We start from the raw sequence: 16,496 nt of genomic DNA, 5'->3' as shown, positions 1-16,496 counted from the left end.
AAGACGGGCGCCCCGCCGGAAGCGGTTTGAACCGCCTCGGTTCAGAGGGTCTGGGTGGGGCGGTCCGAGCCGAGGCTGGTGCCCAGGATTTCTTCAATCTTGAGCTTGAGCAGGCGCGATTTTTCGTCAGCCGGGAAGCGGATGCCCACGCCTTGCGTGCGCCCACCCTGCGCCTTGGCGGGTGTGACCCAGGCGACCTTGCCGGCCACGGGGTAGCGCTGTGGGTCGTCGGGCAGGCTGAGCAGCACATAGACGTCGTCGCCGATGCGGTACTCGCGCGAAGACGGAATGAAGATGCCCCCGTCGGCAAACAGCGGAATGTAGGCTGCGTACAGCGCCGCTTTCTCCTTGATGGAGAGCTGGATCACGCTCGGACGTGCAGAGGCGTTGGATGCGGAGGGGCTGGTACTCATGAGCAACAAGTTTAGCGGGAAACCAGCGCCTGCCGCGTGCGCGCGGCCCAGGCTTCCTGCATCAAGCCGGGGTTGTACGGATGTTCCACCGAGCGCGCCGCGTCCAGCAGTTCGCGCGACCACTTGGCCAGCACGCCCCAGCGCGGCGCCACCGGCAGGTTCGCAGCGCTGAAGAAGCGTGGCGTGCCGCCGGCCGCCTGCGCCATCAGGTCGTGGCAGAGCTTCTGCAGCAGCTCGAGCTGCTGCGCGGCGGGCCAGCCGGCCAGCGTGCTCCAGTCGCCTCGGGCCAGCGCGGCAGGCAGCTCGGCCCAGGCCTTGGCGTTCAGGCCGGTGCCGGCCCAGGCCAGGGCATCCACCGGGCGCCCACCGGCCGCGCGCAGCCAGACCTGGGCCTGCTCTGGTGTGGGACGGCTCTGAGCGGCCGCGTTGTCCTGGAGCCACTGCAAGGCTTCCGGCTCCGGGGGCCACTCCATGGCGTGGGTCTGGCAGCGGCTGCGGATGGTGGGCAGCAACTGGTGGGTGGCCTCGCTGGCGAGCACGAAGCGGGCGTCCCCGGGCGGCTCTTCCAGGGTCTTGAGCAAGGCGTTGGCCGCCACATGGTTCATGCGCTCGGCCGGGTACACCAGCACCGCCAGACCCCGCCCGCGTGCACTGGTGCGCTGGGCAAAGGCCACGGTGTCGCGCATGGCCTCGACGCGGATTTCCTTGCTGGGCTTGCGCTTCTTTTCGTCGATCTCTTTCTGCGCGGTCTCGGACAGGGGCCAGCCGAGTTCGAGCATGACCGTCTCGGGCATGAGTACCACAAAATCGGGGTGGGCGTGGGTATTCACCAGATGGCAGCTGCCGCAGACCCCGCAAGGCCCGGACGCCGTGGGCTGTTCGCACAGCCAGGTCTGCGCCAGCGCCAGACCGAGCTCGTACTGCCCCAGACCCGATGGTCCCTGCAGCAGCCAGGCATGACCCCGTTGCGCGAGCAGCGCCTGCAACTGGCGCTGAACCCAGGGGGAGCGGGTGGCTGTGGGTTGTGTGACGGCGTCAGGAGGTGTTGAGCGGGTGGCCATGGGTGCTTTGTCAGGAGGCGGAAGGGCTGGACGCTGCCGGTGCGGGCAACCAGCCCCGCTGGACAAACACCGCCGCGATCGCCGCCCAGACCTGCTCGCGCGCCTGGTCGGCGTTGATGCGCGCAAAGCGCCGCGGCTCGGCTTCTGCACGCGCCGCATAGCCAGCGGCCACTGCGCGGAAAAACGCCACCGGCTGGGCCTCAAAACGGTCGGGCGTGCGGGCGTCGGCCAGGCGGGCGGCGGCGGTTTCGGCCGGCAGATCGAACCAGACGGTCAGATCGGGCTGGCGGATGCTTTTGCCCCGCATGGCGGGCGTGGCCTGCACCCAGCGCTCCAGTGTGCCCAGGATCTGCGTGTCAAAACCGCGCCCACCGCCCTGGTAGGCAAAGGTGGCGTCGGTGAAGCGGTCGCACAGCACCACTTCACCGCGCGCCAGTGCCGGTTCGATCACGGTGAGCAGGTGGTCGCGCCGTGCCGCGAACACCAGCAGCGATTCGGTGAGCGGGTCCATGGCGTCGCCGAGCACCATGGCACGCAGCTTCTCGGCCAGCGGTGTGCCGCCGGGTTCGCGCGTCAGGGTCACGGTGAGGCCCTGGCCCCTGAAGGCGTCGGCCAGACCCGCGATATGGGTGGACTTGCCCGCACCGTCGATGCCTTCAAAGGAGATGAACAGGCCAGACGAACGAGCGGTCATGGGGGTCATTTGATCTGGTAACGGCGCACCGCGGCATTGTGTTCGTCCAGCGTGCTGCTGAACTGGCTGCTGCCGTCGCCGCGCGCCACGAAATACATCGCGGGCGTGGCCGCCGGTTGTACCGCCGCGAGCAACGAGTTCCAGCCGGGCATGGCAATCGGTGTGGGCGGCAGCCCGGCGCGGGTGTAGGTGTTGTAGGGATTGTCTGTCTCAAGGTGCACCCGGCGCAGATTGCCGTCGAACCGTTCACCCAGGCCGTAGATCACGGTGGGATCGGTCTGCAGGCGCATGCCGATGCGCAGCCGGTTGCTGAACACGCCGGCGACCAAGCCCCTGTCGCTTTCAGTGCCGGTTTCCTTTTCGACAATGCTGGCGAGGATCAGCGCTTCTTCGGGTGTGCGCAGCGGCGAACTGGGCGCGCGCTGGGCCCAGGCCTGGGCCAGGCGCTGGTCCATGGCCTGGGCCGCCTGGCGCAACACGCTGGACGCGGTGGCGTGTTTGACCATGCGGTAGGTGTCTGGGAAAAAGCGGCCTTCGGGGTGCCGCCCGGCGTAGCCGATGCGGGCCATGATCTCGGCCGGGTCCAGGCCCTCGAGATCCTGGTTCAAATCTGGAGAAGCGCGCACTGTCGCCAGCACTTCGCGCACGTTCCAGCCCTCCAGCAAGGTGAGGCTGCGCAGCGCCTGCTCCCCGCGCACCAGCTGGCTCAGCAGACTGCTCGGCGTGGCGCCGGGTTTGATTTCGTAGACCCCCGCCTTGATCGACCGGCCCTGTCCGGAGGCACGAAACCAGGCGTAGAGCAGGCTCGGCGGCACGGCGACCCTGGCGTTGCTGACGGCCTGCGCCACATCCCGCGCGGTGCTGCCTGGCGGGATGTTCAACTCCACCGGCGCCTGTGCGCTGGCATCGGCCGGCAAGACCAGCGGCTGGTGCAGCCACCACCAGCCAGCGCCCACAACCAGTCCCAGCGCGAGCAGCGGCAGCCAGAACAGCAGGAACAGGAGGCGTTTCACGAATCGGAATGGTGCGAGGAGATGGGTGGCGTCGCCGGCAGGGAACCGGGCCAAAGATGATAATCGACCGCTGTCACCCCCACCCGCCACGCCACCAACCCGAAGCTCCATGAACCCGCCCTCCCCGCCCAGCGTTTCCCCGCCCGCGCTCCAAGGCGCGACCCTGTTGCCCCAACTGGGGGTCATCCGCGTGCAGGGTGAAGACGCGGCGAAGTTCCTGCATGGCCAGCTGACGCAGGATTTTTCACTGCTCGGCCTGTCCGAAGCGCGGCTGGCGGCGTTCTGTTCGGCCAAGGGCCGCATGCTGGCGAGTTTTGTGGGCTTCAAGCTCGCGCACGACGACCTGCTGCTGGTCTGCAGCCGTGACCTGCTGCCGGCCACGCTCAAGCGCCTGTCCATGTTCGTGCTGCGGGCCAAGGCCCGGCTGAGTGACGCGAGCGCGGAATTTCAGGTCTGGGGGCTCAGCGGGTCCGCCGCGCCCGCAGACGCCCAACCCTGGAGCAAGTCCGGAGAACCGGGCACCGCTCAAACCATCGCGCTGTATCCGTCGCAAGGCCTGCCCCGCGCGCTGTGGGTGGCACCGGCCGGCCACCCACCTCCCGCGGGCGACGCCCTGCCCGAAGCCCACTGGGCCTGGCTGGATGTGATGGCCGGCGTGGTCACCCTCACCCAGCCGATCGTGGAAGCCTTTGTGCCGCAGATGCTGAACTACGAATCGGTGGGCGGCGTGAACTTCAAGAAGGGTTGTTACCCCGGCCAGGAAGTGGTGGCGCGCAGCCAGTTCCGCGGCACGCTCAAGCGCCGCGCGTTTCTGGTGCAGTCCGATGAACCCTTGACCGTGGGGCAAGACGTGTTCCACAGCAGCGACGCCGAACAGCCCTGCGGGACGGTGGCCGCTGCTGCCGCCAACCCTGCTGGCGGCTGGAGCGCCACCGTGTCCATGCAGACCAGCGCGGCCACCAGCGGCAGCCTGCACGCGGGCAGCGTCAGCGGCCCCGCGCTGCAGTTGCTGCCCCTGCCCTACCCGCTGCTCGAAGACGTCTGAGCAGTCCAGCGCTCATCTGGCGTCGACGCCCATGTGCCTGATCGCCTTTGCCATCGATGCCAGCCCGGCCTGTCCGTTGCTGATCGCGGCCAACCGCGACGAATTCCTGGACCGCCCGACCGAAGCCCTGCACCGCTGGACCCTGCCCGACGGCACGGGGGTGGTGGCCGGGCGCGACCTGCGGGACGGCGGCACCTGGCTCGGTGTCAGCGACACCGGCCGCGTGGCCATGATCACCAATGTGCGCAGCGCCCACGCCGGGCCGGGCCAGCGCAGCCGGGGCGAACTGGCCACACGCTGGCTGAATGGCGGGTTGTCCTGGCAAGCGTTGCTGGACGACCTCGATCCGGCCGCGTACGGTGGCTTCAATCTGGTGGTCGGTGATTTCCACAACAAATTCTGGGCCTGGGCCGGCAACCGCGACCCAGAGCGTCCGCACGACGAACACCCCACCGGCCTGCACAGCCGCCGCCTGGAGGCGGGTGTCTACGGCCTGTCCAATGCAGCGCTCGATACCCCCTGGCCCAAGAGCGAACGGCTGAAACAGGCACTCGGTGATTGTCTGGCGCAGCCCGCTTCTTCACCCTTGCCGATCGCCAGCCTCACCGCGGCGCTGGCCGATGCCCGGCGCATGCCCTCACACGAGCTGCCGCAGACCGGTGTACCGCTTGAGATGGAGCACGGCCTGTCCAGCCCCTTTGTGAGCATGCCCGAGCGCGGCTATGGCACCCGCAGCAGCCTGGTCCTGAGCGTGCAGAGGTTCGAAACCAGCGCGGTGCCAGCGGCCTGGCGGGTGGCGGTGGACGAATGGAACCACGTGCCCGCACCCGGCGGCGAACACCGCTGGAACCCTCACCACCGGCGCAGCGAGACCCTGTTCTGGTGATTCAGACGAGCGACTTGAACATCTCCTGGTGCTCGATGCCCGCCTCCTCGAACACCACTCCCCGGGCCTGGTAGCCCAGACGCTCGTAAAAGCCCACGGCGCTGCGCTGGGCATGCAGCATCACCTCGGTTTGTCCGCCGTCGCGGGCTGCGTCCATCAGCGCCTGCAACACCTGGCGCCCCAGCTGGCCGCCGCGCAGCACGCGGTGCACCGCCAGGCGTCCGACCTTCACCACGCCGGGCTCGTGTGGCACGAAGCGCCCGGTCGCCACCGGCCGGCCCAGGCGGTTGTAGGCCACGGCGTGCACCGCCGTCAGGTCGGCCGCGTCGCTTTCCAGGTCTTTGGGAATGCGCTGCTCCTCCACAAACACCGCGGTGCGGATGCGCCGTGCATCGTCGCCGAGCTCGCTCCAGCGCCCGACCTTGATCGTCACCATGGCCTCACCCGCCTCGTAGCCGAGCACGATGTCGCGCAATGCCTGGGGCACCGGGCGCGAGGTTTGCGTGACCGGGTCGGCAAACACGTAGACGATGTCGCCTGAGATCAGGTGTTCGTCGCCGCGGAAGATGGCGCCGGTGAATACCATGGAAGAAGTACCGATGCGGCTGCATTTCATCGCCACCTCGATCTGGTCGTCCACCCGCGCCGAGGCGTGGAACTCCACCGTGGCCTTGACCACATAGAGGTCGCCGTCGAGCTGGTGCATCGACTCTTCGTAAGGCAGCGCCAGCGCGCGCCAGTAGTCGGCGATAGCGGTGTCGAAATACATCAGGTAGTGCGCGTTGAACACGATCTTCTGCATGTCCACCTCGGCCCAGCGCACGCGCAGGCGGTGGAAGAAACGGAAGTCGGCGCGTTTCATCTGGGGCATGTGGGCGGTCTCCGTGTTGTGGGTATCAGGTGCCGAAGGCGTGGCGCAGTGCACGGGTAGCGTCGTTGTGCGCCGTCAGCGCCTGCGGGATGGCGCGGCCAAACTGGATGAAGCCATGCACCACACCGGCGTAGATCTCCAGGTCGACCGGCACACCCGCCATGCGCAGGCGGTCGGCGAACATCACGCCCTCTTCCGTCAGCGGATCGCATTCGGCCAGGCCGATCCAGACCGGGGCCACGCCGTCGAGGTCGCGCACCTGGCCGGATGCATCCACGCCGTCCAGCGGGGCGAAGCGCCAGTCGTCGCGGTCTTGTGGCGAGCGCAGGTAGTGGTTGAAGAAGTAGGTGATGTGGGCCTCTTCGAGCAAAAAACCTTTGGCGAAGGTCTTGTGGCTGGGTGTGTTCTGGTGGCCGGCGGTGCCGGGGTAGAACAGCAGTTGCAGGGCCAGCGGCCAGCCGGCGTCGCGAGCGCCGATGGCCGTCACGGCAGCGAGCGTGCCACCCGCGCTGTCGCCGCCCACCGCGATCCGGCTGCCGTGCAGGCGCAGCGCCGCGGCGTTGTCCCGCAGCCAGGCCAGGCTGTCCCAGGCATCGTGCACGGCGGTGGGGAATGGCCATTCGGGCGCCAACCGGTAGTCCACCGAGACCACGGCACAGTGGGAGAGGTGGGCCAGGTGGCGGCACAGGGGCTCGTGGGTGGCCACGCTGCCGACGGTGAAGCCACCGCCGTGAAAGTACAGCAGCACCGGCAGCGGGTGCTCGGAAGCAGGTGCGAACAGCCGGGCAGGCAGCTCAAAGCCGTCACGCGCGGGGATCTTCAGATCTTCAACTCGCGCCAGCTTGTGCGAGGGAATGTCGAGCACCCCGGCGCCCGCGGCGTAGGCCTGCTTGGCCTGCGCGGGTGAAAGCGCGTGCATGGGCGGGTGGCCGGCGCGGGCGATGCGGTCGAGCACGCCGCGCATGGCGGTCGTGAGCAGGGATCGGGGGTTGGGGTGGTGCGACATGGGTGGAAAGGGTGTGCGCAGGATTGTGGCTGTCTTTTCCGCGACCGGCGGTCACCCCGGTGGCATTGGCCGCGAAAGAGCGCGGCCGTATAGTTTTGGTTTCGCCTCCCACAACCACACGAGACAAACATGGCCCAGATCCTCTATGTGACCAACATCCTGATCGACTTCGGCGCGCTCGCGCAGCTGCAGGCCGAGTGCGAACGGGTGGGCATCCACCGCCCGCTGATCGTGACCGACGCGGGTGTGAGGGCCGCGGGTCTGCTGGACAAGGCGCTCGCCGCCCTGCCCGGCCTGAAGCTCGCCGTGTTCGACCAGACGCCGTCGAACCCGACCGAAGCCGCCGTTCGCGCGGCGGTGGCGGTCTACAAAGCCGAGGGCTGCGACGGCCTGATCGCGCTCGGCGGCGGCAGCTCCATCGACTGCGCCAAGGGCGTGGCGATTGCCGCGGTGCACGAAGGCCCGCTCAAGACCTACGCCACCATCGAAGGTGGCTCGCCCAAGATCACCGACCGCGTGCCGCCGCTGATCGCCGTGCCCACCACCGCCGGCACCGGCAGCGAGGTGGCGCGCGGCGCCATCGTGATCGTGGACGATGGCCGCAAGCTCGGTTTCCACAGCTGGCACCTGGTACCCAAGACCGCCCTGCTCGACCCGGAACTCACGCTGGGCCTGCCGCCCATGTTGACCGCGGCCACCGGCATGGACGCGATCGCCCACTGCATGGAAACCTTCATGGCGCCGGCCTTCAACCCACCGGCCGATGGCATTGGCCTGGACGGCCTGGAGCGCGGCTGGGCGCACATCGAGCGCGCCACCACCAACGGACAGGACCGCGAGGCGCGGCTGAACATGATGAGCGCGTCCATGCAGGGCGCTCTGGCGTTCCAGAAGGGGCTGGGCTGCGTGCATTCACTCAGTCACAGCCTGGGCGGCGTCAACCCGCGCCTGCACCACGGCACGCTCAACGCCATGTTCCTGCCCGCGGTGATCGCATTCAACGCCGGGGCCGAATCCATCCGGAAAGAAAACCGCCTGCAGCGCATGGCCCACGCCATGGGTCTGGCCAGCGGCAGCGACATCGGCGAAGCGATCAAGGACATGAACGCCCGCCTGGGTCTGCCCAGCGGCCTGGCCGCGATGGGTGTCACGCCCGACCTGTTTCACAAGGTGATCGAGGGCGCGCTGGCCGACCACTGCCACAAGACCAACCCGCGCATCGCCAGCGCGGAGGAATACCGCGCCATGCTGGAAGCGGCGATGTGAAAAGGGGTCCTGGCGCTTGACGGAAAGCAAGGTGCAACGCCGCAATGCTTGCGACACTGATCTTGTTTCTCATTTTCTGGGGTGCTTTGGCGCCCCATTTTTTTTATCACGTCATGAACCTTGCTGTCTCCCGCCTGCGCCAGTTGCGCTGGGCCTCCCTCGCCGAGGGTGCCACCCTTTTGCTGCTGCTGGGCGTGGCCGTGCCGCTCAAACGCCTGGCTGGTCTACCCGAAGCGGTGTCGGTCATGGGACCGATCCACGGCGGGGCGTTCATCGTGTACTCGTTGCTGGTGCTGAATGCCCGGAACAAGGGCTCGCTCACCACGACCGAGACGCTGCAGCTGCTGGGTGCCGCGTTCGTCCCTTTCGGCGCCCTGATGGTGACCGGCATCTTCAGGCGCAAGCTGGTGCCCGTGAAATGAAAAGCCCGTCACCCACCTGACGGGTGGGTGACGGGCGCCGATGCCTCTTCTTCAGAAACGAATCAGATGCGCGACATGGACTTGTCGTAAAACGCGTTGGGGTAGCCCTGAGCGTCCTTGCTGGCGTCAGGGTCGCCGATCCGAAGGGTGTTGCCGCTCACGGTCAGCAGCACCTTGGCCGAACCCTGGTCGGCCGTGCCGGCGAACTTGTCGGCGGTCACGCCGCCGACCACCTTGGTGCCGTCGTGCGACATGACCATGTTGGTGAACACCTTCTCATTCTTGACGCTCGGGCCGGAACACGAGGTGCCGATGTAGGCGTAGGCCACCACCTCACCGGTGAAGCCGGTGGCAGAAGCCTTGGTGAAGTCGGCGCGCAGATGGGCCGAAGCGCCACTGTCTTCATAACACCCGCTTTCCCAGGAGCCGATGTACTTGGCCACCAGATCGCCCGAGGTGTCACCCGGCAAGGGATCGTCGTTGCCGCCGCAGGCGGTGAGTGCGGCGATGGCCAGGCTCAGCCCGATCAGTTTGAAACCACGTCGGATGTGCGTCGTCATAGGATGTGTCCTGAAGTGAAATGGGGTGCGTCGAACAATAACAAGGGAGTGGCTCGGCCACCGTGCGGAAGCGAACAGAAACCCCTTGCCGATTCTGGGGCAAAACCGCCAGACATCAGGAGGGCGGCGTGTCTGCGCTTGTAACAAAATCCGCCGTTGACTTCAGCCACCACGCACCATCGCCAGCACCTTGCCCATGTCCAGCGACTGGGCCTGTGCCTGGATCTGCGGCAGGTACTGCGCCTGCAGCTGTTTGGCCGGCGTGAGCAGATTCTGGAAAGTCTCCTGCAGCAGCGCCGTGCTCATCACCCGGCCACCGGCGTAGTAACGTTTGGCCACCTGACCCAGGGCGTAGGTGGTGGCAAACGAAAACGCCATGCCGGTGGCGGCGCGGCCCAGACCGCCCACGGCGCGGCCGGCCACCTTGCCCAGCAGGCCCCCGAGCAGCTTGCGACCGAACTGCTCGATGTACTGCGAGGTCGCACCCACGCCCGCCGCTGCGATGAACTCGCGGATGTGCCCCTGGTCCAGCTCCACGCCATGGGACTTGCCGATGTTGTAGACCATGCGCACCTGCAGCGGAATGATGGCCATCGAGGCCCAGGATTGCGGCAGCAATTCGAGCGCACCGTTGAGCATCGCTGCGTTCAGGATGGTCTTGTCAAGCTGGGCGTCAAGGGCGGCATCCCGCGGCGCGTTCTGTGACGCAGGTGGCGCCGTCGAGGCGGTTGCGACCGCTGGCACGGCCATCGGTGCCGCTTTGTCGGCTGCATCGAGAACCGCCTCTTCGTCGCGTTCGAACGCCGAGGCCTCTGCCGCGTCGAGTTGCAAACGGGCTTTCAGGTCGGCCAGGAAGGCCGTTTCCGCGGGACTCTGGCGCCCGTCGGCATCACAGACACACACGGCCATCTCGTAAGCGAGCTGGCGTTGTCCGGCGTCCACCAGGCCAGCCACAGCGTCGCCCAGCGAGACCCGTTTCAGCAGCACGTCCTGGTACAGCTGGGCCAGCCCGGCGCCGCCGCTTTCGTGTCCCAGCGTCTCGGCCAGTCTGCGGATGGCCTCACGTTCGGTGTCGGCCTTGTGGCCGTCCGCAAACGCGGCCAGCAGGGTGATGGTCAGGATGGACTGTTGTTCGGTGGCGAGCATGGTTGGTGAAGCTTCGTTGTGGCCAAAGGAGCACTGTAGAGCACCGATGGTGTTTGAAGTTCCGGCGCCGACCCGGGTACAGGGCGAAACCCCTGTCGCACGGCACCCGGCACACAAGCCCGATAATCGGATCATGCGTTTTCTCATCGACTTCTTTCCCATCGGCCTCTTTGTCGCAGCCTACAAGCTGCACGACATCTACACCGCCACCGCGGTGCTCATGGTCGCCACGCTGGTGCAGACGGGCCTCATCTACGCCATCGACCGCCGGCTGCAGACCCTGCAGAAGGTCACGCTGGTGCTGGTGATCGTGTTCGGCATCCTCACCCTGGCGCTGCACGACGAACGCTTCATCAAGTGGAAACCCACCGTGCTGTACGCGAGCATGGCGATCGTGCTGGGTGCGGCGCTCTGGATCTGGAAGAAGAATTTCCTGCAGATCCTGCTCGGCAGCCAGCTCACGCTGCCCACCGCGGTGTGGGCGCGGCTCACCGTGATCTGGATCGGTTATTTCCTTTTCATGGCCGGCATCAACGCCTATGTGGCGGCCTACTACTCCACCGAAGACTGGGTCAACTTCAAGCTCTGGGGTTATGTGTTCCCGATTGTCTTCATCGTCGGTCAGGGCCTGTACATCGCGCGCTACCTGAAAGACGGCGACACCCCCGGCGACGGAGCCCAGAAACCATGAACGCAACACCCACCCCCGTGATCACCACCGCCCCCGCTCTGGAAGCAACGCTGCGCGAGGCCCTGGCGCCCGAGGTGCTGGAAGTGATCGACGAAAGTGCGGCCCACGCCGGCCATGCGGGCGCCAACGGTCTGGGCCACGGCACGCACTTCCGGGTGCGCATCGGCGGGGCGGCCTTCGCTGGCAAAAGCCGCGTGGCGCAACACCGGCTTGTGTATGATGCGCTGCAAAAATTCACCGACGCGGGCCTGCACGCGCTGGCGATTGAAATCCAGACCTGACCAGCCAGCACACGGGCCTCGCACCCCTCCCTGCCCGTTGGCCCCCCGTTTTTTTCACCCGAGGAACACCATGAAATTTTCCCTGTCGGCCCTGACCGCGGCCGTCCTTCTTGCAGCCGCTCCCTGGGCCGCTGCGCAAAACGTGGCCATTGTCAACGGCAAAGCCGTACCGACCGCGCGGGTTGAGGTGCTGGCCAAGCAGATCGAGGCATCGGGCCGTCCGGTGACCGACGAGGTGCGTGCCCAGCTGAAAGAAGAAGTCGTGCTGCGTGAAATCTTCATGCAGGAAGCACAAAAACGCGGTGTGGCCGCGTTGCCCGAATACAAGGACCAGATGGAACTGGCCCGCCAGACCATCCTGATCCGCGCGCTGTTCGCGGACTATGAAAAGAAGAACCCGGTGACGGACGCTGAAATCCAGGCCGAATACGACAAGTTCGCAGCCAGCAATGGTGGCAAGGAATACCGCGCCCGCCACATCCTGGTGGAGAAGGAAGACGAAGCCAAAGCGGTCATCGCGTCCATCAAGGGCGGCGCCAAATTCGAAGACATCGCCAAGAAGCAGTCGAAGGATCCGGGCTCCGGCGCCAACGGCGGCGACCTCGACTGGGCCAACGCGTCCAGCTACGTGGCCGAGTTCTCCGAAGCCATGGTCAAGCTGGAAAAGGGCCAGATGACACAGGAACCGGTGAAGAGCCAGTTTGGCTGGCACATCATCCGCGTGGACGATGTGCGCCAGGCCCAGCTGCCCAAGCTCGAAGACATCAAGGACCAGATCGCCCAGCAGATGAAACAGCAGAAAGTGGCAGCGTTCCAGGCCAGCCTGCGGGAAAAGGCCAAGGTGGAGTAAGCAGCAGACGCTGGCTTACCCAGGCGCGACCTCCGGGTCGCGCTTTTTTTCGTCCAATCGCCATATTTGATCAAATATTCTCGGCAACTCAGATAAGTGACAGAATTGTGGTCACTTTTGATCAAATCAGGCTGCATATGAGCGTTTCAACCGACAGCTTGCGCGAGTTTCTCGCCCAGCACCGCATCCACGAGGTGGAATGCGTCATCCCCGACATGACAGGCATCGCCCGCGGAAAGATCCTGCCCAAGGACCTGTTCCTCAACTCCGGCCACATGCGCCTGCCCAAGAGCGTCTTGCTCAACACGGTCAACGGCCAGCAACCCGACAACACCGCCTTCGTCGGCGACACCGACCCGGACATGGTCTGTGTGCCCGACCTCGCCACCGCGCGCATGGTGCCCTGGGCGGCCGAGCAGGTGGCGGTGATCATCCACGACTGCGAAGAGTTCGACGGCACACCGGTGGCGCTCGCGCCCCGCAGCGTGCTGAGGCGTGTGCTGGCGCTCTACGAAGCGCAGGGCTGGCAGCCGGTGGTGGCGCCCGAAATGGAGTTCTACCTGGTGGCGCGCCACCAGAACCCGCACGAACCGCTGCAGCCGCCGCTGGGCCGCACCGGCAAGCCCGAGGCTGGCCGGCAGTCGTATTCCATTGACGCGGTCAACGACTTCGACCCCTTCTTCCTGGAGCTGTCACGCTTCTGCGAAGTGCACCGCCTGGGCGTGGAAACGCTGATCCACGAAGCCGGTGCCGGCCAGATGGAGATCAACTTCACCCACGGCGAGCCCATGGACCTGGCCGACCGCGTGTTCCTGTTCAAGCGCACGGTGCGCGAGACCGCGCTGCGCCACGGCATCTTCGCCACCTTCATGGCCAAGCCCATGGAAGCCGAGCCCGGCAGCGCGATGCACATCCACCAGAGCATCCTGGACGCCGAGACGAAGCAGAACATCTTCAGCCTGCCAGACGGCTCGGCCACGCCTGCTTTCCACCACTACATCGCCGGCCTGCAGCGCTACGTGCCGCAGATCATGCCCATGCTGGCGCCCTACGTGAACTCCTACCGCCGGCTCTCGCGCTTCATGTCGGCACCGATCAACGTGCAGTGGGGCTACGACAACCGCACCTGCGGCATCCGCGTGCCCGAGTCGGACGCCGCCAACCGGCGGGTGGAAAACCGCGTGCCCGGCGTGGACGTGAACCCCTACCTGGCGATGGCCGCCACGCTCGGCGCCGGCTACCTCGGCATGGTGGAAAAGCGCCAGCCCAGCGAACCCATGAACACCAGCGCCTGGGACATGGACTTCGAGCTGCCCAGCCACATGGAAGACTCGATCCGCCGCATGCGCGAATGCGAGCCGGTGCGCGACGTGTTCGGCGGCGCCTTCATCGACGCCTTTCTGGCGGTGAAGGAGCTGGAATACGCCACCTACAACCGCGTGATCAGTTCCTGGGAACGCGAGCACCTTCTCCTGCTGGTTTGAGGTGGCGCCCATGAACACTCACCCCCTTCAACGGGCCAGCCGCAATGGCCTCGACTGGACCCGCGCCCTCGCCTTCCTCGCCCGCGAGCGCCAGTCGTTTGCGGAGCGCAACCCGGCGTCAGCCGCCCTGGCCGCCCAGGCCAGCGAACACCTGCTGTTCGGCGTGCCACTGCACTGGATGAACGACTGGGGCACACCCTTCGCCCTGCACGTCTGCCAGGCCAGCGGCGCCGAGGTCACCGACGTGGACAGCCACCGCCTGGTCGATTTCTGCCTGGGCGATACGGGCGCCATGTTCGGCCACGCGCCTGCGCCGGTCGCCGCCGCTCTGGTGAAGCAGGCCACGCGCGGTTACACCACCATGCTCGCCACGGCCGACGCCGCCGCCGTCGGCGCCCTGCTGGCCGAGCGCTTCGGCCTCCCGTTCTGGCAGTTCGCCATGAGCGCGACCGACGCCAACCGCTACATCGTGCGCTGGATCCGCGCCGCCACCGGGCGCCAGAAGCTGCTGGTGTTCAACGGCTGTTACCACGGCACCATCGAAGACGTGTTCGTCGATCTCGTCAACGGCCAGCCCGTGCAACGCGACAGCCTGCTCGGCCAGGTGCACGACCTGACACAACACACGGTGGTGGTCGAGTTCAACGACCTGGCCGGTCTGGAGGCGGCACTGGCGCAGGGCGACGTGGCCTGCGTGCTGGCCGAGCCGGTGATGACCAACATCGGCATGGTGCTGCCCGAGCCGGGATTCTGGGACGAGGCACAGGCCCTCATCCGCCGCCACGGCGCACTGCTCGTGATGGACGAGACCCACACCATCAGCACCGGCCCCGGCGGCTACGCCCGCGCCCACGGTATCGAGGCCGACGCGCTCGTGCTCGGCAAGCCGGTGGGTGGCGGCGTGCCCTGCGCTGTCTACGGCATGAGCGCCGATCTCGCCGCCCGTGCCGTGAAAGCCAAGCAGGACGCGCCACCCGGCCACAGCGGCATCGGCACCACGCTCACCGGCAACATGCTGGCCATGGCCGCGATGCGCGCCACGCTCGCCGAGGTGATGACGCCCGCCGCCTATGCGCACATGCTCTCGCTGGCCGAACGGCTGGCGGACGGTCTGCGCGGCCTCATCGCGCGCCACGGCCTGCCCTGGTGCGTGACCCAGGTCGGCGCACGCACCGAGTTCCAGTTCTGCCCGGCCCCGCCCAGGAGCGGTGGCGAAGCCGAGGGCGTGCTCGACCCCGAGCTGGAGCACCTGATCCACCTCGGCCTGCTCAACCGCGGCGTGATGATCACGCCCTTCCACAACATGATGCTGGTCTGCCCGCAGACCAAGACCAACGATGTCGCGCAACTGATCGGCGCGCTCGACGAGGTGCTGGGCCAGATCACACTGGCATGAAATCCATCCCACCCACCCAGCAGGACCAGACCTACGCGCGCCTGCGCCAGTGGGTCACGGTGGGCCAGTTCCTGCCCGGCGAGCGGCTGAAGATCCACGCCATCGCCGAGCAACTCGGCGTCGGTGTCATGCCCGTGCGCGCCGCGCTGCAGCGTCTCGCGGCCGAAGGCGCCCTGGTCAACGTGCCGCACAGCGGCATGCTGGTGCCCAGACTCTCGCTGGCCGAGTTCGACGACGTGCTGCAGACGCGGCTGCTGCTCGAAGGCGAAGCCGCCGAGCGCGGCGCGCACCGGCTCGATGCCGCCGGCCTGGCCGAGCTGCTGGCCCTGGAGCAGCAGATGCGCGACGCGCTCAAGGTCAATCACGCCAAGGGTTATCTGGACGCCAACGAGCTGTTCCATCTGCGCCTCTACCAGGCGGCCGCCTCGCCCACCCTGCTCTCGCTGATCGAGACTGTCTGGCTCAAGGTCGGGCCGTTGTCCAACAAACTGTTCGAGGTGCCTGCTTCGTTGCGCGTGATCAACGAAGCGCACGGCGACGCGGTGATGGCGTTGCGCCTGAAGGACAGCGCGGGCGTGCGCCGCGCCATCGAGAAGGATCTGTTCGTGGCCGGGCAGTTCCTGCGGCCGTTTTGCGCAGGCTGATCAGCCGCGCAACCAGACCACAGCCGCCAGCAAGCCCATCAGCACCGGCTGGTGCAGCAGGTAATAACGGAGGCTCCAGCGTCCGAGCAGCACGAGCCCGCGCTTGGCGCCCGAGGCCGGCGCGTCGTCCGCGCCCAGCCAGTGCGGCCTGTGCGCCAGCGCCCAGCGCCCCGCCGCCACGCCCCACCACATCACCCCCAGCCAGGGCAGCAACGGTACATAGTCCTCGGTCACGGGCAGGCGGCTGATGAAACCCAGGGCGTTCCAGCCCGGGGCGTTGAGAAATTCCAGCACCGGCATCGCCGCGATCGCCGTCGGCGCGATGAACTTGGCCGCGATGGCCAACGCACCGGCCGGCCAGAGCCAGCCGCCCCACCCTGCCGTGAGCCGTACCACGATCAGCATCACCGCGATGCCGTGCAGCACACCGAAGTAGATGAAGGTGTTGGGGAACATCAGCGCCGAACCGGCCGACACCAGCAGTGCCGCGCCCGCCACCTGCCCCCAGCGTTTCCAGAAGCGCGGCCAGCCCTGGCCCTGTGACAGCGCCACCGCCTGCGACAGCCCGGCGGTGAACAGGAAGCCGCTCACGATGGCGCTGCGCTGCCAGGTCCAGAACGGATCGCGGGCGAAGTTCTCGTGGATCAGCCCGAAGTGGTCCAGGTCGAAACAGAAGTGGTAGGCGGTCATCCACAACATGGCCGCTGCGCGCAGCAGATCGATGCGGTCGAGGCGCCTGGGGAGCGTGGGCGGAAAAACCATCGGCG

The 16,496-nt window shown here is 67.1% G+C and carries 19 protein-coding genes; 10 read left to right on the top strand and 9 right to left on the bottom strand.

Annotated features, from left to right (window positions below; translation table 11 throughout):
* Positions 1-41: 41 nt before the first annotated feature.
* The 4 genes from AC0GNO_RS03180 to mltG are packed head-to-tail and all read right to left on the bottom strand — an operon-like array spanning position 42 to position 3,181.
* Positions 42-413, bottom strand: coding sequence for a PilZ domain-containing protein (locus AC0GNO_RS03180; RefSeq protein WP_472889260.1), 372 nt, complete (start codon positions 411-413; stop codon positions 42-44).
* Between the two features lie 11 nt (positions 414-424).
* A complete protein-coding gene (locus AC0GNO_RS03175) occupies positions 425-1,474 on the bottom strand; it encodes a DNA polymerase III subunit delta' (RefSeq protein WP_472902910.1) in 1,050 nt (349 codons plus the stop codon).
* Between the two features lie 10 nt (positions 1,475-1,484).
* Positions 1,485-2,168, bottom strand: coding sequence for a dTMP kinase (tmk, locus tag AC0GNO_RS03170; protein ID WP_472902909.1), 684 nt, complete (start codon positions 2,166-2,168; stop codon positions 1,485-1,487).
* A gap of 5 nt (positions 2,169-2,173) precedes the next feature.
* Complete coding sequence (mltG, locus tag AC0GNO_RS03165) at positions 2,174-3,181, bottom strand: endolytic transglycosylase MltG (RefSeq protein ID WP_472902908.1); 1,008 nt, start codon at positions 3,179-3,181, stop codon at positions 2,174-2,176.
* Between the two features lie 109 nt (positions 3,182-3,290).
* Here mltG and ygfZ point away from each other — a divergent pair, with 109 nt between their 5' ends.
* Complete coding sequence (gene ygfZ / locus AC0GNO_RS03160) at positions 3,291-4,226, top strand: CAF17-like 4Fe-4S cluster assembly/insertion protein YgfZ (RefSeq protein WP_472902907.1); 936 nt, start codon at positions 3,291-3,293, stop codon at positions 4,224-4,226.
* Positions 4,227-4,257: 31 nt separating this feature from the next.
* Entirely contained in the window at positions 4,258-5,112 is an 855-nt protein-coding gene (locus AC0GNO_RS03155) for an NRDE family protein (RefSeq protein ID WP_472889265.1), read from the top strand.
* A gap of 1 nt (position 5,113) precedes the next feature.
* Here AC0GNO_RS03155 and AC0GNO_RS03150 read toward each other — a convergent pair whose 3' ends face one another.
* Both AC0GNO_RS03150 and AC0GNO_RS03145 read right to left on the bottom strand, forming a co-directional pair.
* The gene (locus tag AC0GNO_RS03150; protein WP_472902991.1) at positions 5,114-5,974 is read right to left on the bottom strand and encodes a YbgC/FadM family acyl-CoA thioesterase; all 861 of its coding nucleotides are present in this window, start codon (positions 5,972-5,974) and stop codon (positions 5,114-5,116) included.
* A 34-nt stretch (positions 5,975-6,008) separates the two neighbouring features.
* Positions 6,009-6,989 (bottom strand): alpha/beta hydrolase, encoded by a 981-nt coding sequence (locus AC0GNO_RS03145; protein ID WP_472902906.1) that lies wholly within the window; start codon positions 6,987-6,989, stop codon positions 6,009-6,011.
* 129 nt (positions 6,990-7,118) lie between these two features.
* Between AC0GNO_RS03145 and AC0GNO_RS03140 the strand changes: the two genes are divergently transcribed.
* Positions 7,119-8,255 (top strand): iron-containing alcohol dehydrogenase, encoded by a 1,137-nt coding sequence (locus AC0GNO_RS03140; protein ID WP_472902905.1) that lies wholly within the window; start codon positions 7,119-7,121, stop codon positions 8,253-8,255.
* 113 nt (positions 8,256-8,368) lie between these two features.
* Positions 8,369-8,677, top strand: a complete 309-nt coding sequence (locus AC0GNO_RS03135; RefSeq protein WP_472902904.1) for a DUF3817 domain-containing protein — start codon at positions 8,369-8,371, stop codon at positions 8,675-8,677.
* Between the two features lie 62 nt (positions 8,678-8,739).
* Here the strand turns inward: AC0GNO_RS03135 and AC0GNO_RS03130 are convergent, their stop codons facing one another.
* Positions 8,740-9,237: a hypothetical protein gene (locus AC0GNO_RS03130; RefSeq protein ID WP_472889269.1), complete on the bottom strand. Its 498-nt coding sequence runs from the start codon at positions 9,235-9,237 to the stop codon at positions 8,740-8,742.
* Between the two features lie 162 nt (positions 9,238-9,399).
* Positions 9,400-10,383, bottom strand: a complete 984-nt coding sequence (locus AC0GNO_RS03125) for a YcjF family protein (RefSeq protein ID WP_472902903.1) — start codon at positions 10,381-10,383, stop codon at positions 9,400-9,402.
* A 133-nt stretch (positions 10,384-10,516) separates the two neighbouring features.
* Here AC0GNO_RS03125 and AC0GNO_RS03120 point away from each other — a divergent pair, with 133 nt between their 5' ends.
* The 6 genes from AC0GNO_RS03120 to AC0GNO_RS03095 all read left to right on the top strand — a co-directional run bounded on the left by AC0GNO_RS03120 (position 10,517) and on the right by AC0GNO_RS03095 (position 15,729).
* A complete protein-coding gene (locus AC0GNO_RS03120) occupies positions 10,517-11,074 on the top strand; it encodes a septation protein A (protein ID WP_226466885.1) in 558 nt (185 codons plus the stop codon).
* Positions 11,071-11,355, top strand: coding sequence for a BolA family protein (locus AC0GNO_RS03115; protein ID WP_472902902.1), 285 nt, complete (start codon positions 11,071-11,073; stop codon positions 11,353-11,355). Before AC0GNO_RS03120 ends, AC0GNO_RS03115 begins: the two co-directional genes overlap by 4 nt.
* Positions 11,356-11,425: 70 nt before the next feature.
* Entirely contained in the window at positions 11,426-12,205 is a 780-nt protein-coding gene (locus AC0GNO_RS03110) for a peptidylprolyl isomerase (RefSeq protein WP_472889273.1), read from the top strand.
* Between the two features lie 137 nt (positions 12,206-12,342).
* Positions 12,343-13,689: a glutamine synthetase family protein gene (locus tag AC0GNO_RS03105; protein ID WP_472902901.1), complete on the top strand. Its 1,347-nt coding sequence runs from the start codon at positions 12,343-12,345 to the stop codon at positions 13,687-13,689.
* A 10-nt stretch (positions 13,690-13,699) separates the two neighbouring features.
* Positions 13,700-15,085, top strand: coding sequence for an aspartate aminotransferase family protein (locus AC0GNO_RS03100; protein WP_472902900.1), 1,386 nt, complete (start codon positions 13,700-13,702; stop codon positions 15,083-15,085).
* Positions 15,082-15,729: a GntR family transcriptional regulator gene (locus AC0GNO_RS03095; RefSeq protein ID WP_472902899.1), complete on the top strand. Its 648-nt coding sequence runs from the start codon at positions 15,082-15,084 to the stop codon at positions 15,727-15,729. The genes AC0GNO_RS03100 and AC0GNO_RS03095 overlap by 4 nt, the downstream gene beginning before the upstream one ends.
* Here AC0GNO_RS03095 and AC0GNO_RS03090 read toward each other — a convergent pair whose 3' ends face one another.
* Positions 15,730-16,491, bottom strand: coding sequence for a heparan-alpha-glucosaminide N-acetyltransferase (locus AC0GNO_RS03090; RefSeq protein ID WP_472902898.1), 762 nt, complete (start codon positions 16,489-16,491; stop codon positions 15,730-15,732).
* Positions 16,492-16,496: the final 5 nt, after the last annotated feature.

It is taken from the genome of Hydrogenophaga sp. L310, assembly GCF_055703065.1.
This window is presented reverse-complemented; position numbering and strand designations above follow the sequence as displayed.